At 67.7% G+C, this 15,019-nt stretch carries 11 protein-coding genes and 1 pseudogene; 3 read left to right on the forward strand and 9 right to left on the reverse strand.

From position 1 onward, the window contains the following. Positions 1-67 precede the first annotated feature (67 nt). Positions 68-1,255 (forward strand): benzoate/H(+) symporter BenE family transporter, encoded by a 1,188-nt coding sequence (locus tag ACZK2G_RS21645; protein ID WP_046985155.1) that lies wholly within the window; start codon positions 68-70, stop codon positions 1,253-1,255. 6 nt (positions 1,256-1,261) lie between these two features. Here the strand turns inward: ACZK2G_RS21645 and ACZK2G_RS21650 are convergent. From ACZK2G_RS21650 to egtB, 5 genes and pseudogenes are all read right to left on the reverse strand, one after another. Then, a pseudogene (locus ACZK2G_RS21650) lies at positions 1,262-2,035 on the reverse strand (DUF2628 domain-containing protein). A 50-nt stretch (positions 2,036-2,085) separates the two neighbouring features. Then, complete coding sequence (locus ACZK2G_RS21655) at positions 2,086-2,952, reverse strand: D-hexose-6-phosphate mutarotase (protein WP_046985156.1); 867 nt, start codon at positions 2,950-2,952, stop codon at positions 2,086-2,088. A 40-nt stretch (positions 2,953-2,992) separates the two neighbouring features. Next, positions 2,993-4,261, reverse strand: a complete 1,269-nt coding sequence (locus ACZK2G_RS21660; protein WP_478474336.1) for a lytic murein transglycosylase — start codon at positions 4,259-4,261, stop codon at positions 2,993-2,995. Positions 4,262-4,345: 84 nt separating this feature from the next. Next, complete coding sequence (gene egtD, locus ACZK2G_RS21665; RefSeq protein ID WP_046985158.1) at positions 4,346-5,320, reverse strand: L-histidine N(alpha)-methyltransferase; 975 nt, start codon at positions 5,318-5,320, stop codon at positions 4,346-4,348. Further along, complete coding sequence (egtB, locus tag ACZK2G_RS21670; RefSeq protein ID WP_136639983.1) at positions 5,317-6,588, reverse strand: ergothioneine biosynthesis protein EgtB; 1,272 nt, start codon at positions 6,586-6,588, stop codon at positions 5,317-5,319. Before egtB ends, egtD begins: the two co-directional genes overlap by 4 nt. 150 nt (positions 6,589-6,738) lie before the next feature. Here egtB and ACZK2G_RS21675 point away from each other — a divergent pair, with 150 nt between their 5' ends. Next, a complete protein-coding gene (locus ACZK2G_RS21675) occupies positions 6,739-8,019 on the forward strand; it encodes a GGDEF domain-containing protein (RefSeq protein WP_136639981.1) in 1,281 nt (426 codons plus the stop codon). 3 nt (positions 8,020-8,022) lie between these two features. On the opposite strand, the gene ACZK2G_RS21680 is transcribed toward ACZK2G_RS21675, so the two are convergent. Beyond that, positions 8,023-8,415 carry a YchJ family protein gene (locus ACZK2G_RS21680; RefSeq protein WP_337302996.1) on the reverse strand — a complete coding sequence of 131 codons (393 nt, stop codon included), beginning with the start codon at positions 8,413-8,415 and terminating at the stop codon, positions 8,023-8,025. 103 nt (positions 8,416-8,518) lie between these two features. Between ACZK2G_RS21680 and ACZK2G_RS21685 the strand changes: the two genes are divergently transcribed. Continuing rightward, on the forward strand, positions 8,519-9,298 hold the full coding sequence (locus ACZK2G_RS21685) for a sulfite exporter TauE/SafE family protein (RefSeq protein ID WP_012512533.1): 780 nt from the start codon (positions 8,519-8,521) through the stop codon (positions 9,296-9,298). Positions 9,299-9,393: 95 nt separating this feature from the next. On the opposite strand, the gene ACZK2G_RS21690 is transcribed toward ACZK2G_RS21685, so the two are convergent. Genes ACZK2G_RS21690 through ACZK2G_RS21700 form a run of 3 tightly spaced genes read right to left on the reverse strand, consistent with a single transcriptional unit; the run spans position 9,394 to position 14,948 of the window. Continuing rightward, a complete protein-coding gene (locus ACZK2G_RS21690; RefSeq protein ID WP_046985161.1) occupies positions 9,394-12,774 on the reverse strand; it encodes an ATP-binding protein in 3,381 nt (1,126 codons plus the stop codon). A gap of 16 nt (positions 12,775-12,790) precedes the next feature. After that, on the reverse strand, positions 12,791-13,492 hold the full coding sequence (locus tag ACZK2G_RS21695; protein ID WP_046985162.1) for a DUF4194 domain-containing protein: 702 nt from the start codon (positions 13,490-13,492) through the stop codon (positions 12,791-12,793). Then, positions 13,479-14,948 (reverse strand): DUF3375 domain-containing protein, encoded by a 1,470-nt coding sequence (locus ACZK2G_RS21700; RefSeq protein WP_046985163.1) that lies wholly within the window; start codon positions 14,946-14,948, stop codon positions 13,479-13,481. The genes ACZK2G_RS21695 and ACZK2G_RS21700 overlap by 14 nt, the downstream gene beginning before the upstream one ends. Between the last annotated feature and the right edge of the window lie 71 nt (positions 14,949-15,019).

The following is a 15,019-nucleotide window of genomic DNA, read 5'->3' on the forward strand; positions in this document are numbered from 1 at the left end:
GACCGCGCGTTGCGCGGTCAACACCGCAGGGGCTATCAATGCACGGATGCACAGTAGAGGGACAGCAATGAACATGCAGGTGCGGCGGGTGTGGTGGCGCGATCTTTCGATGCCGGCGATCGTCGCTGGCTTCATTACTGTATTGGTCGGCTTCGCCAGTTCGGCCGTGATCGTGTTCCAGGCTGCACAGGCCGTCGGTGCCGACCAGGCGCAGATCGCCTCATGGATGTGGGCACTGGGGCTGGGCATGGGCGTGACCTGCATCGGCCTGTCGCTGCGCTACCGCGTGCCGGTGGTGACCGCATGGTCGACCCCGGGCGCGGCGATGCTGGTGGTCGGTGCCGGTGGCGCCTCACTGTCTGAAGCGACCGGCGCCTTCCTGCTTGCCGCGGTGCTGGGCATGCTGGCCGGCTTCTCCGGCATCTTCGCCCGCCTGATGCAACGGGTGCCGATGGCGCTGGCCGCCGGCATGCTGGCCGGCGTGCTGCTGCGCTTCGGCCTGGATGTGTTCGTGGCGATGAACACCCAACTGGTGCTGGCGCTGGCGATGTTCGCCACCTGGCTGGCCGGGCGCCGCCTGTTCCCACGCTATGCAGTGATCGCCACCCTGGCGGTAGGTATCGCGGTCGCGGCCAGCCGCGGCCTGCTGCACGCACAACAGGTACAACTGCAACTGGCAGTACCTCAGTGGGTCACGCCGTCACTATCGTGGACGGCGGTGGCAGGCATCGCCCTGCCCCTGTTCGTGGTCACCATGGCTTCGCAGAACATTCCCGGCGTCGCGGTGATGCGCGCATCCGGCTACGAAGCACCGGTGTCGCCACTGATCGGCTGGATCGGTGTGGTCAACACGCTGCTGGCCCCCTTCGGTGCCTATGCGCTCAACCTCGCTGCAATCACCGCCGCGATCTGCATGGGCCGCGATGCGCATGAAGATCCGGCGCGACGCTATACCGCGGCCATGGCAGCGGGCGCCTTCTACATCGCGATCGGACTGTTCGGTGCCACCGTGGCGGCACTGTTCGCCGCGTTCCCGAAGGAACTGGTGGCCTGCGTGGCCGGTATCGCGCTGTTCGGCACCATCGCCAACAGCCTGGCCAGTGCGCTGGCGATAGAGCGGGACCGCGAGGCGGCACTGGTCACCTTCCTGGTCACCGCCTCCGGGGTCAGCCTGGCCGGCATCGGCTCGGCGTTCTGGGGGCTGGTGGCCGGAGCCCTGTGCCTGCTGGTACTGCGGCCACGCCAAGCCGGCTGATCCGGCCTACCCCGCCAACGCAGCGCCGACCGTACTCAGCACCACCGCGATGACGATGGCGATCAGTGTGGCGACCACGCTGGTGCCGCCGCGTGCAGTCAGCTCGCTGCGCAGCCGTGCGTCATCGCCGCCGGCCACGGTACGGGCCTGGGCGATCAGGCGCTGGCAGTGCGCCAGGTACCAGCTGTTGCCAAAGATGCCGGTGGTGATGCTGAGCGCGAAGGTGATGACCAGCGACAGGCCATCAGGCACATCCAGCAAGGTCTCGACCACGCTGATCAGCAGCAGCAGGCCAGCCCACATCGCCGCCAGACGGTACATCCTGCGGTACATCATCCACACCAGGCCGAGCAGGAAGGCCGGCCAGTGCCAGGTGCCAGTGCCCGTGGCGATGCCTTGATCCAGCCGCCAGCGCTGGCGATAGATCGGGAAGTTGCCTCCCACCACACTGGCGTACAGCGCCAATTCGCCTTCCAGCCCAGCCGCCGCTGTCGTATCCGGTGCAGTGGCCGGCGCACGATACGGATCGGAGGGATCGCCGACGCTCGGCGCGATGCCCTCCACGACAGGGGCTGCGTCGATATCCGGGGCCGGAACCACTTCGATGGGCGTTGGAACCTGATCCAGCTCGGCCAATGGACGCCACGACGGCATCCCTTCGCATCACAGCAGCGTGCGTGCCGTTACCGTCCCGTCCTGCTGCAGCTTGCGAAGACCGGCCAGGTCGACCGGCCCACTGCTCTGCCTGCCATTGGCATACCACCACTGTGCTTCCTGCATGTTCTCCATCCTTCCTGCGTACATCATCAAACTGGAACTGCTGCCACCACCTATAGCGGGGCACTGGCCAGGGTCTGCGCCAACCGGTGGCGCTCCCCCGGTGCGAGGGTGATCTGCTCGGGGCCGGCATTGGCCACCTCCAGGCAGACATAATCGTGCCAGCCATCGCCGACGTCCGCCATCTTCGCCGCCGCGTCCGCACCCGGGTTCCATGCCACCAGCGTCTGGCTGCCTTCGCTGCGGATCTCGATCCGCCGCTGCAGTACGGGATCACGCAGCGCGTAATGGCCGCCAGCACCGGTATAGATGCGATCGCTGCGGCCGGGATCACGCGGATCGCGCAATGACCACGGTCCCTGCTGCAGGCGCGCCTGCGCGTAATCCTCGTACTTGTCGAGATACTGCAGTCCATCGAGGCCATCGACCTCGACGCGACCGGCATCGCCAACACGGAAATAGCTGTGCAGGGCCTGGGTGAAAGTGACCGGGGCGCTGCCGATGTTCTCACTGGTCAACTGCTGATGCAGCTGGTGGCCGATACGCAGCTGCATCTGCAGACGCAGGCCGAGGTCTGCAGGCAATGGCGGCGCCAGCTGCAGCTCCAGCTCTCCCGTGTCGTTCTGGCACACCTGCTGCAGTTCCCAGCGCACGGTACGCACCAACCCGTGTGCGGGAACATCAGTGTCCTGGCCCTGGCGTCCGAACCACGGCCAGCACACCGGCACACCTCCGCGGATCGGCGTGGGCAGTTCGGCGCGCGTGGGCGACAGCCACAACAGGTCGTGCTGCCCTTCCGGAATGAACGACAGCAGCTGTCCACCGAACACGCTGATGACCGCCGTGGCATTGGCGGTTCGCACCTGCCAGGCCTCCAGCCCGTGATACAGGCCGCTGCTGATGTCCGGATTCGACTGCATGCGATGACGCTCCTTGAAGACCGCGGCGATGATGTCGCGGTCAGCGTGCCTGGGGCAAGGCCTTCTGCACGCTGGGCGCTGCCGCTGCGGCCTCTTCCTGCAGCGTGCGCAGGATGCGCTGCCCAGCACGCCCATCGGCATTGGTCCAGCCGAGGCGCTGCTGCTCGGACTGGATCGCGCGACGCGTGGCCGTACCGATCATGCCATCGGCGCTGCCGATATCGTGGCCGCGGGCCAGCAGCAGGGTCTGCAGTTGGCGGCGCTCATCGCGGCCCAGGCCCGGGTCGTCGGTCGGCCAGGCGGTGGCCAACCCGTTGCCGCCACGCAATTGGTCAGCCAGCGTCGCGATCGCCAGCGCATAGCTTTCGGCGGCGTTGTAGCTGTAGATCGCGTCGTAGTTGCGGAACACCAGCAATGCCGGGCCCTTGTTGCCGGCCGGCAGCAGCAGGGCGGCGCGCGCGTCGGCCGGGAGGTTGGCCGGTGCCAGCGCGCTGCCATCCAGCGCGGTCACGCCCTGCGCGCGCCAGTCGGCCAGCGCGCGGCGTTGGGTACGACCGGCCTGGCTGGCGTTGAAGCCGGCCGGGATACGGACCTCCATGCCCCATGGCTCGCCACTGCGCCAGCCGGCACGCTTGAGGTAGTTGGCGGTGGACGCCAGCGCGTCGGGAATGCTGCCGACCAGATCACGACGACCGTCGCCGTCACCGTCGACCGCGATGCGTGCATAGGTGCTGGGCATGAACTGGGTATGGCCGAACGCGCCGGCCCAGGAACCAGTCAGCCCCTGCGCCTGCAGGTCACACCGGTCGATCAGCTTGAGCAGGGCCAGCAGTTCGCCACGGAAGAAGGCCTGGCGACGGCCGGCGCAGGACAGCGTGGCCAGGGACTGCAGCAGCGGGCGCTTGCCGAACACGCGGCCATAGTCGCTCTCCACGCCCCATACGGCGACGATGGTGGTCGGATCGACGCCGTACTGTGCGGACACGCGATCGAGCAGGTCACGATGCTGCTGCAGCATCGCGCGCCCATCATCAACGCGCTGGCGATCGACCAGGGCTGCCAGGTAATCCCAGATCGGCGTGGTGAATTCCGGCTGCGCATCGAGCAGGCCGAGCACGCTGGGGTCCGGGGTGAGGCCGGCGGTGATTTCGTTGAAGCGGTCGGCACTGATGCCCTGGCTGGCGGCCGCGGCCTGCAGGCCCGCCAGGCAGCGGCTGAAGGCCGGATCGGGGTCGGGATCGGGTGCCGTCGACTGCGCCGGCGTCGAGGCGAGGGCGGCGGCCAGGCCGAGCGTGATCAGAATGGGCATGGCGTCCTCCGTGTTGCCGGTGCAGGGCCATCTTAGGGCCAGCGGTGCAGCCGAACCTGAAGCGGCACCGGCGGGTGATCGGTCCTACAGAGCACGCAGCAGGCGCAGGCCATAGGCCGGGGCGTCGGCATCCCAGCGCTGCACCACCTGCAGCCCGGCCTGCTGCAGCAGCTGTTCAAAGCTGTCGTCGGTGTACTTGTGGCTGTACTCCACGCGGATCGGTTCATCGGCGGCAAAGTGGAAAGTGCGGCCGCCCAGATGCACATTCTGCGCCCAGCGGCTGACCAGATCAGTCTCGATGCGCAGCCGCGCGGTGCTGTAGCAGGCGCGGTGGCGGAAGCCGTCGAGGTCGAAGTCGCTGCCGATCTCGCGGTTGAGCCGGGCCAGCAGGTTGAGAGTGAACGCGGCGGTGACACCCTGCGCATCGTTGTAGGCCGCTTCGATCAGCGCCGGGTCCTTGTGCAGGTCGATGCCGACCAGGGCCAGCCCGTCACGGCCCATGGTCTGGCGCATCGCGCGCAGCAGTGCGACCGCGTCTTCGCCTTCAAAGTTGCCCAGTGTGGAACCGGGGAAGAACAACAGGCGTCGCGCGGGTTCGCGCTCGGGCATGGGCACGGTCACAGGGCTGGTGAAGTCGGCACAGACCGGCAGCATCTCGACCTGGGGCAGCGCCGGGGCCAGATGGTCGATGCTGGACAGCAGTGCGGCGCGTGAGATTTCGATCGGTGTGTAGGCCACCGGGTCGTGCAGGGCGGCCAGCAGCAGCGCGGTCTTGCGGCCGCTGCCGCTGCCCAGTTCCACCACGTGCAGGCGCGCGCCGACGCTGCGGGCAATGTCCGGCAGCACGCGCTTCAGCAAGGCCAGCTCGGTGCGCGTGGGGTAGTACTCGGGGGTCTGGGTGATCTGCTCGAACAGGCGCGAGCCACGTGCGTCGTAGAAGTACTTGGACGGCAGCTGCCGCGGCGAACGTGAGAGCCCGGTCACCGCGTCGGCCAGGATCTGTTGGCGGCCGGGAGTGAGATCGGTCAGCGCCTGCAGCGCGTCATGCACGGTGCTCATGTAAGGTCCCTGGCCAGGCGCAGCCCAGAGAACTGCCAGCGCGCCGGTGGCATGAAGAAGTTGCGGTAGCTGGCGCGCACATGTCCGCGCGGCGTGGCGCAGCTCCCGCCGCGCAGCACCCACTGCCCGCACATGAACTTGCCGTTGTACTCACCCAGGTTTCCAGCAAATGGGCGGAAGCCGGGGTAGGCGCCATAGGCCGATTGGGTCCATTCCCATACATCGCCGAACAGCTGCCGCAGTCCACTGCCCTGCCCCGCCTGCGGGTGCAGGTGGTCATCCTCTGCGAAGTGGCCGCTGACCGGTTGCGACGTCGCAGCCGCTTCCCATTCGAACTCGCTGGGCAGGCGCGCGCCGGCCCAGCGGGCGCAGGCATCAGCCTCGTAGTAGCTGAGGTGGCAGACCGGCGCGTGCGGATCCAGCTCACGCCAACCGCCGAGGGTGTATTCGCGCTGCAGAGCGTCATCCCAGTACAGCGGGTGCTGCCAGCCCTCGGCTTCGCGCAGCGCCCAGCCTTCGCTGAGCCACCAGCGCGGCTCCCGGTAACCACCGGCCTCGATGAAGGCGAGGTATTCGGCATTGCTGAGCGGGCGCTCGGCCAGGGCGTGGGCGGGCAGCAGCACGCGGTGCGCTGGCGATTCGTTGTCGTACGCGAACGCGGCCTGCTGCGGCCAGGCTGCGGCGCCGACGGTGACGATGCGCTCGGGTGACTCGATCCAACCCTGAGCGCTGGCGCTGCTTGCGGTGGGTTGCAGGTCTTCGCGATACGGCGGCTGCAGCGGATTGCACCAGAACGCATGCTTGATGTCGGTGAGCAGCAGCTCCTGATGCTGCTGCTCATGCTGCAGTCCCAGCTGCAGGTGCTGCAGCGCCTGCTCATCAAGGTCGCCTGCCGTCAGGCGTGCCTGTACCTGCGCATCGACCTGCTGCCGGTAGTCGCGCACCTGCTGCAGCGAGGGTCGCGACAGCAGCCCACGCTGCGGCCGCGCATGCGCCGGGCCGATGCTCTTGTAGTAGCTGTTGAACAGATAGTCCCAGGCCGGGTCATGCGCCGGTGTGGTGCCGAGTCCCGCCAGCACGAAGCGCTCGAAGAACCAGGTGGTATGGGCCAGATGCCACTTGCTCGGGCTGGCGTCGGCCATGCTCTGCAGCATGGCGTCCTCGGCACTGAGCGGTGCGGCCAGCTGCAGGCTGCGCGCCCGGATGCGGGCGAACTGGTGGGCGAGATCGTGCTGCGGGGCAGCGACGGCGGCGGGTACGCTGTCCATGCGCGCAGCATCGGCGCAGAACGGTGAGTGCGATGTCATGGTTCGACGTCACTTTGTTCACATGGGTAAGCCACCCGCATTCAAGATGCAGGCACGAACGCCGCTAACGGCAATGCTGCGGCCGCGTCGTCACCGCGCTGGAATTCCTGCTTGCCCCTGCATCCGCTCCGCCAGCCTGCGCATTACCTGTTCGTGCTGCCCGCCATGCTGGTCGCCGTGGTGCTGTGCACCGCATTGGGTGCTGAAGACGTGGCCAGTCCCGCCCCGCGCATCCTGCCCTGGCTGCTGGCCTGCCTCGGCGCGGGGCTGGCCCTGCTCTACCATCAGATGCGCGCGCTGTGCCTGCTACTGCTGGTGGCGGTGGTGTTTGCGCTACTGCACCACGATGTCGCTGGCTACCTGCGCAGTGGCCATGTCACCGCACTGACGCCGCTTCGCTTCCACGCCATCTCAACCTGGTTGCCGCTGTTGTTCGCCGGACTGGCGTTGTGGCCGGAGCGCGGGCGCCGACGCCACGACCTGTTGCTGCGTGGTATTGCCAGTGGCACCGCGCTTCTGATCTTCCTCCTGCTGGCGGCACAACAACCGCGTGGCATGCACGACCTGCTGTCGAACCGCCATTGGAGCTGGATTCCGGCTGACTGGAACGCGCTGGCACAACTGCCGGCGCTGCTGTTCCTGCTGGCCACCGCTGCGCTGGGCTGGCAGGCCTGGCGGCACCCGCGCCCGCTGCATACGTCGATGCTGCTTGCGATGCTGTGCCTGTGGTGGATGCTGCCGCGGGTGTTCCTGCAGCCGGTGCTGCTGCCGGCGCTGAGCTGCGCCGCCCTGCTGCTGGTGCTGGGTGCGATGCTGCAGGAATCCTTCCACATGGCGTTCCGCGACGAACTGACCGGCCTGCCGGGGCGCCGCGTGTTCAACGAAACCCTGCAACGGGCACGCGGCACCTACAGCATCGCGATGGTGGACGTAGACCACTTCAAATCGTTCAACGATACCCATGGCCACGACACCGGCGACGACGTGCTGCGCCTGGTAGCCTCGCGGCTGGCGCGGGTGGGTGACGGCGGCCGCGCGTTCCGCTATGGCGGCGAGGAGTTCGCGGTGGTGTTCCTGGACCGCCCTGCGGCGGCCTGCATGGATGCCGTGGAGGCGCTGCGGCAGAGCATCGAGGACACCCGCATGCAGCTGCGCGACCGCAGCACCCGCAGCCGCGATGACGAAGCCGGCCGCCAGCAGCGCGGACGCGGTGGCAGCGGCCAGGTCGTGCAGGTGACGGTGAGCATCGGCCTGGCCGACAGTCGTGTGGACCGGCGACCGATGGCGGTGGTCAAGGCCGCCGACCAGGCGCTGTACGCGGCCAAGGACGGGGGCCGCAACCAGGTGCACGCGCAGGCCGGCCAACGCGTGCTGGCCATGCGTGGCGGCTGAGGCTCAGACCGCGTCGAGGTAGTACCAGCGGCCGTCGATGCGCAGGAAGCGGCTGTGTTCGGTCATCTTCACCGCGCTGCCGCCGCCGATGCGGTAGCGCGCGGTGAAGCGGACGTCGGCGCTGTCGGCACCGGTAACGGTGTGCTCGTGCACGGTCAGGCCCAGCCAATGCGTGCGCTGGCCCGGCGCATCGTCCAGCGTCAGCTCGGCCGGACGCGTGTCCGGGTGCCAGGTCTGGCGCAGGTAGTCGGCCAGACCCCGCACGTAGGCGCTGTAACGCGAACGCATCAGGCGCTCGGCATCGGGCGCGGCCTCGCCGGCGTGAAAACGGCCGCAGCAGGCGGTGTAGTCGGCGGCCAGGCCGCAGGGACAGGGATCGGCGGGTTTTCGGCTCATGCCGGCATTGTCGCCGGGTTGCATGGATTGATCCACGCGCGGCACGGGTCAGCTGATGCAGGACAGGCGTATGCTGTCGCGCCCCCCACCTTGATTGATCGCCGTGCTGGAACTGGTTCCCCCTGAGTTGTGGTGGCTGGTGGTGATCGCCTTCATCGCCGGCCTTGTGGATGCCGCCGTCGGTGGCGGTGGCCTGGTGCAGCTGCCCGGCCTGTTCACGGTGCTGCCGCAGCAGACGCCGGCGATGCTGTTCGGTACCAACAAGTTCAGCTCGATGTTCGGCACGGGTGCAGCGGCCTGGCGCTATGCACGCAATGTGCGCTTCCCGTGGAAGCCGGTGCTGTTCGCGGCTGGCACGGCCTTCATCTTCTCCTTCGCCGGGGCCACCGCGGTTAGCCTGCTGCCCAAGGATGCGGTGCGCCCGCTGGTACTGGTGCTGCTGATCGCGATGCTGGCTTACACGCTTTGGAAGAAGGATTTCGGTGCACTGCACCGGCCGCAGGAGATCGGCCGCCGCGAGCTGGCCATCGCACTGGCCATTGGTGCGGCGATCGGCTTCTACGATGGCTTTTTCGGGCCGGGTACGGGCAGCTTCCTGATCTTCCTGTTCGTGCGCTTCTTCGGCCTGGATTTCCTGCGCGCATCGGCCGCGTCGAAGGTGGTGAACCTGGCGACCAATGTGGCGGCGATCTCGTTCTTCGTGCCGACCGGCAACATCCTGTGGCTGTTCGCGCTGCCGATGGCGGCGGCCAACATCATTGGATCGGTGGTGGGCACGCGGTTGGCGCTGAAGGGTGGTACGCCGTTCATCCGCAAGCTGTTCGTGGGGCTGGTGGTGGTGCTGATCGCGCGGATGGCGTGGGATACGTTGCGCGGAGCGTGAATGCGGTTGCCGGCCAGCGGCCGGCACTACCGGGCCATGAACCCCGCCATGGGTAGTGCCGGCCGCTGGCCGGCATTCCCATTCAATCGGCCAGGTCAGGCCTCCGCTTCTTCCGGCTCGTTGGCCTGCTGGCGGCTGCGCTCGGGCAGCTTCAGGCGCTTGCCCTCTTCGTCGTACTCGATCAGCAGCACGCCGGAATCGTGGCGGCCGCTGATTTCGACGAAGCAGGCGCCTCCGATGAACGGTTCCAGCGTCATCACCGACTTCAACGGGGTGGCCACCACCATCTGGAAGCCGAAGTTGTCGAAGATGTTCATCGCCAGTGCGGTGAACTCGTTGTCGGCCTTGTCGAAGGCTTCGTCGAGCACGACCGCGGCATAGCTGGGCAGCTGGCTGTCGGCGCCGCCGAGCTGGTAGCGCAGGGCAGCCGCCAGGCAGGTGGTGGCCAGCTTCTGGCGCTGGCCACCGGACTTGCCGGCACCGCTGCGGTAGATCTCGACCTGCTGGCGCGTCTCCGCATCCAGCTCGACGCCGATGAACTCCACGTGCATGCGCACGTCCAGCACCAGCTCGCGCCAGCGCTTGTCTTCGCCTTCCTGTGAACCCAGGCGGTTGACCAGCTGGCGCAGCACGGTGAACTGCGATTCGGCCAGCTCGCGCTGCTCGGTCTGCTGCTGCGACAACACTTCGCGCAGCTGCAGATGGAACTCGCCGACTTCCGGCAGGCGGCGGTCGCTCAGTTCGATGGTCAGCAGCGTGCCGCGGTTGAACGGCACCTGTTCCAGGCTGGCATTCACTTCGTCCAGGCGCTGGCCGATCGACTTGCGGGCCTCGGCGCTGTGGCGCTGCAGGGCCAGCAGGTTGTTCTTGCTCTGGTTCTGCAGCAGGTCGAAGAAACGCTCTTCGTGCTGCGGCAGGCCATCGCGCTCCAGGCGTTCGAGGCGTGCAAGGAAGTCCTCGGCCGAGGCCACCGACACGGTGAAGTCGCCCGATTCCTCCGGCCACTGCTGGATGAAGCGGCGGAAGCAACCGATCAGCTGGTTCTCGATGCGGTTGAGGTCCTGCTGCGAGGACGACAGCTGCTCGTTCAGCGCGTTGCTGACCTGGCGCATGTGCGCTTCCAGCGTTTCCAGGCTGAGCGGGCCCTGCTCCTGCAGGCGCTCGGCAAGTCCAGCCTCGTGCTCCTGGGCCAGGCTCGGCAGCACCAGTGCACGGCTCTGCTGGCGTGCACGGTCCAGGCGATCACGTTCCTTGACCAGCTGCCCACGTTCGACGCGGACGTCTTCATAGGTACGGCGCGCCTGCTCGATGTCGGCACGCACCGCGTCGATCTGCTTGGCCAGCTTGGCGAGATCGGCGTTGCCTTCGCGCAGATCGCGCAGGGTGGCCTCGATATCGCTCAGACGCTGCTGTGGGGCGGCGATATCGATCTCGTTCCAGCTGATGCTGACCAGCTCGTGGCAGGCCAGGCGACGTTCATTGTCGCGGTCACGCTGGCCGCGCAGGCGCGCTATGTCGGTCTCGCAGCTGGCGATGCGCTTGGCCAGTTCCTGTGCTTCGCGCTCGAAGGCGCCCACCTTGTCGTGGTTGTTGAAGCCGAGGATCCAGCGACGGCGGTCGCCCACGGCACTGCGGTCGTCCTTCTCGAAGCGGTCGCCCGGATGCTTGACCTGGCCTTCGCGGGTGATGCCGCGGTCGACATTGCGCAGCTGCTTGGCATCGACGCATTCGTAGTCGAAGCGCTTGCCGAGCTCGCGGCGCAGCCAGCTTTCGAACACGTGCTCGCGCAGTTCCAGCTTGTGCAGCAGCGACTTCGCCGACGGCTCACGCGCGAACGCATCGTCATTGCGGCGCACACGGTAATAGGTGAAACGCATGCCCAGGTGGGTACGGTTCACCCACTCGGCGACGTCGTTGTAATGCTTGTCATCGACCAGCAGTGACAGCGCGAAACCGCCCAGCACGCGCTCGATGGCGCCCTGCCAGCCCTGCTCTTCCGAGCGGACCTGGATCAGCTCGCCGACGAACGGCAGCGCCGCTTCAGCGATGCCGGTTTCCTCGGCCAGGCGCGCGCGCAGCTTCTGCATCGGCGCCGGGATGTTGGAGGGCGTGCGCTGCATCGCTTCGAGTTCGCTGCGCACTTCACCGAAGCGGCGCTCGTCATCGCGCTTGCCGCCGAGGCGATCGCTGATCGCATCGTCCAGTGCTGCCGAGGCACGCTGGCGGTCCTGCAGTTCATTCTGCGCACGCTCGACCAGCTCGGCGAAGCCATGGGCATCGTCGGGCAGTTCGGCCTGCAGCTGCTGTGCGGCTTCCTGGGCCTGGTCACGCTTGGCCTTGCGGCGGTCGCGCTCGGCTTCGGCGCGGCCCTGTTCGCGTTCCAGTTCCTCGATGCGCTCACCGCCCTGCTGGCGGCGCTGCAGTTCCAGTTCGGCCAGACGCTCGGTGTGGTTGTCCAGCGCGGCACGGCGCTGGGCTTCTTCGCCGAGCAGGCCACGGTCACGCACATCCATCTCGCGCAGGCGCGCTTCGATCAGCGCCTGGCGGCGGCTTTCGCGGAAGCTGTCGACGCCGAGCTTCAGTGCTTCGTCGTCGCCGCGCTGGCGGTGCATTTCCTTCAGGTCGTTGTAGTAGGCGCGTGCCGGCAGCAGGGTTTCCACCTGGCGACGGGCGGTGACCACGGCCTGATGTGCGCCATCGAGTTCGGCGAAGTCGCTGACCAGGCGCTCGGCGGCGTCGAAGGTCTTCGGCGTGTCGAGCATGAAGTCGCGCAGGAAGACGTTGAGGTCGCCCAGGTTCTTCGCCGACTGCGTCTTGTGCAGCAGGCGCAGCGCCATCTCGTTGTCGATGCCGAGCAGGTCGCGGAAGCGTTCGGCGTAGCCGGAGAAGGTGTCGAAGTGATGCAGGTCGGACAGCTTCTGCTTGAGCTTGCGCAGGTCCAGGTCGAAGCCGCCGAGATCCTTGGCGATGTCGAACGGGCGCTCGGCGATCATGTAGTGCTTGCGCACGTCACCGGCCGAGGTGCCGTTGCCGGAGATCCACAGCAGGCGCACCAGGCTGACCACGCGGCCGTCGCCGGCGCGGTATTCCAGCACCAGTGCGGTCCAGGTCGCGCCCTTGCGCAGGTACTGGGTGGCGATTTCACCGGTCCCGCTGTCCTGCTGGTCGGCCCAGGCGCCACGCACATAGGACACCAGGTTGCGGTCGCGGCCACTGCGCTCGGCTTCACGCGCGGCGGCGTTGAAGTCGACGATGGCCGGCGGCGTCAGCAGCGCGGACATGGCATCGAGCAGGGTCGACTTGCCCGAGCCGGAACGGCCGACGAACAGGAAGCCGCGCTCGGCGATCGGCACTTCGGTCAGGCCATTGAAGGTGCCCCAGTTGTGCACCTGCAGGCGGCGCATGCGGAACTGCTGCAGGCGCGGGTCCGGCAGGCCTTCGTTGAACAGGGCGGGAGTGTGCTTGGAGATAGCCATGCGATGGTCGGGTCTCTCAGGCCTCGGCGGCCGGGGTTTCGCGCAGCTGGCGGTATACCGCCGAAAGCTGGGACACGTCTTCGGCGGAGAACAACAGCTTCAGCGCCGGCGAGACTTCGTGGCGGTCTTCCTGGCCGCTGAGGCGGGTCAGGATGTGGTTGTCCTTCATCTTCTGCACCGCCGAGGCGACACGGCGGTTGAAGCCGGCGCGGTCGGTGGACAGGTTCTTTTCGTAGATGGCCAGCGCTTCGGCCATCTCGGCGTCTGCAACCACCGCGCGATTGCCGCGCGCATCGGCCTCGGCCAGCTGCTGGCGCAGGTACAGCAGCAGCACCGAATCGATGAAGGTCAGCGGCGAGGTGCGCAGCAGCACCGGCGCATCAACGTCTTCGGTATCGGCCTGGCGGGTGAAGGCCACACCGCTGTCACGGTCGAGCACCAGTTCCAGGAACAGGTCGGCCAGCGACGAGCGGATGGCGGCTTCGCTGCGGATCAGCGCCGGCCACAGTTTGGCGTGACGCAGCTGGTCGATGCTGGGGCCGATCAGCAGCTGGCACAGCGCGCGGCGCGCATCCAGCGGCAGGCGCCCGGTATCGCCGAGGTAGTACACGTCGTTGCCACGGCGGGGCTGCGCCACGGTCGCCACCGGTTCGGCTTCGTAGGCGTCTTCCGCCACGTCGGCCTGCGCTGCGTCGATGGGATCTTCATGCCAGCTCATGGCGTCTCTCCTGGGTGAACCAAACCAGCGGGATGCGGGCGCGACGGATCTGGCCGTCGCCACCACGCCATTCGGCAAGCTCCTGCTCGCCGGCGATCACGTTGCCGAAGCGCGTGCCCAGCGACAGGTAGCCGATGACGCTGCCCAGGCCCTGCGGCGCTTCACGCTGCGACAGCGCCTGGGCAATGCTGAGCCGCGGCTGTGCATCGAGCAGGTCGTGCAGGTCGCGGCGCAGGGTGCGGAAGTCGATTTCGGACGAGGCGACCAGGTCGCCGACGCTTTCCAGGCTGATCGCGGCCGCGTCGTTGTATTCGACGTTGCCATCGACCTGGGCACTGCGCGGATCATGCAGCTTCCACTGCGACCACGAACGCAGGCGGCTGGTGGTCAGCTGCAGGTCGCGGCCGATGCCACGCTGTGCGGGGAACTCGTCGCGCAGCGCCAGCGCTTCAGACTGCGCCTGTTTCAGCAACTGGTTGAGGCGGCGCTGTTCCAGGTAGCCACGGCTCTGCACGAAGCCGCGCAGGCTGCGCGCGAAGTTCTGCAGCACGTCGTGCACCTGGCCACCGCGTTCAAGCATGGTGCTGGTGAAGCCACGCAGGAAGTTGCGTTCGTTGCGGTCCAGGCGACGGGCAAAGCCACGCGCCAGCACCGCTTCCAGCGCGGCATCGAGCTGAGCGCTCTGTTCGGCGTCATTGAGCAGGCGCCAGAAGGCCTGGAAGCTGCGTCCTGCATCGCTCTCGCCGATCACATCCACGCCTTCGAACAGCTGCGACAGCACATCGCCGCGCTCGCCCTCATCGTCAATGATGCGTTCGCGGAAATCGCGGTTGAGCTGCTCGAAGTCGTCGCGTACGCGGCGGAAGTCCTCGGTCAGTTCGTCGGCGAGGCCGATGATCTGGCGCGCACGTTCCAGCGCGCGCTTGCCGTCCAGCGCGATCACACGACCGGCACCGACACGGGCGATCTCGGCGTCGATGCGGTCACGCTCGTCGCGCAGCGCCGACAGGCGCGCGTCCGGATCGGACTCGGTCTGTGCGGCCAGCTGCGAGAGCTGTTCGATGACCAGCGCCAGGCGGCTTTCGGTGGCGGCCACGCGGGCCTGCTCGAGGCCGTCGGCGAAGCGGATGGCCTGCAGCGCCGCGGTCGACAGTTCGTACTGCTCCTGGTCGGCGCCCTCGGGCAGGCGGCGTTCCAGCCAACCCTGGGCCAGCCAGTGCGCGATGTAGGCCTGCGCGGTGCGCGGCAGGTCGCGCGACAGTTCGTCGCCGTTGAGCTGGTCCAGCGCACGTTGCAGGCGCTCGTTGAGTACCGACGACGACAGCGTGCGCTCGCCGTCCATCAGCAGCCCTTGCAGCAGGCCGATGATTTCCGGAGCGTGGTCGGCGGCGAGCAGCTTCCACTGGGGCTGTTCGCGCAGATGGCGGTAACGGGAGATGCGTTCGCGGTGCTTCATGCAGCGAAAGGAGTCATGAGGGCTGGCGGGGACGAGCAGCCACGCACGGCTGCCGTGCAGGCAGCCGTGGG

The organism is Stenotrophomonas sp. 107298_Sma (genome assembly GCF_056480345.1).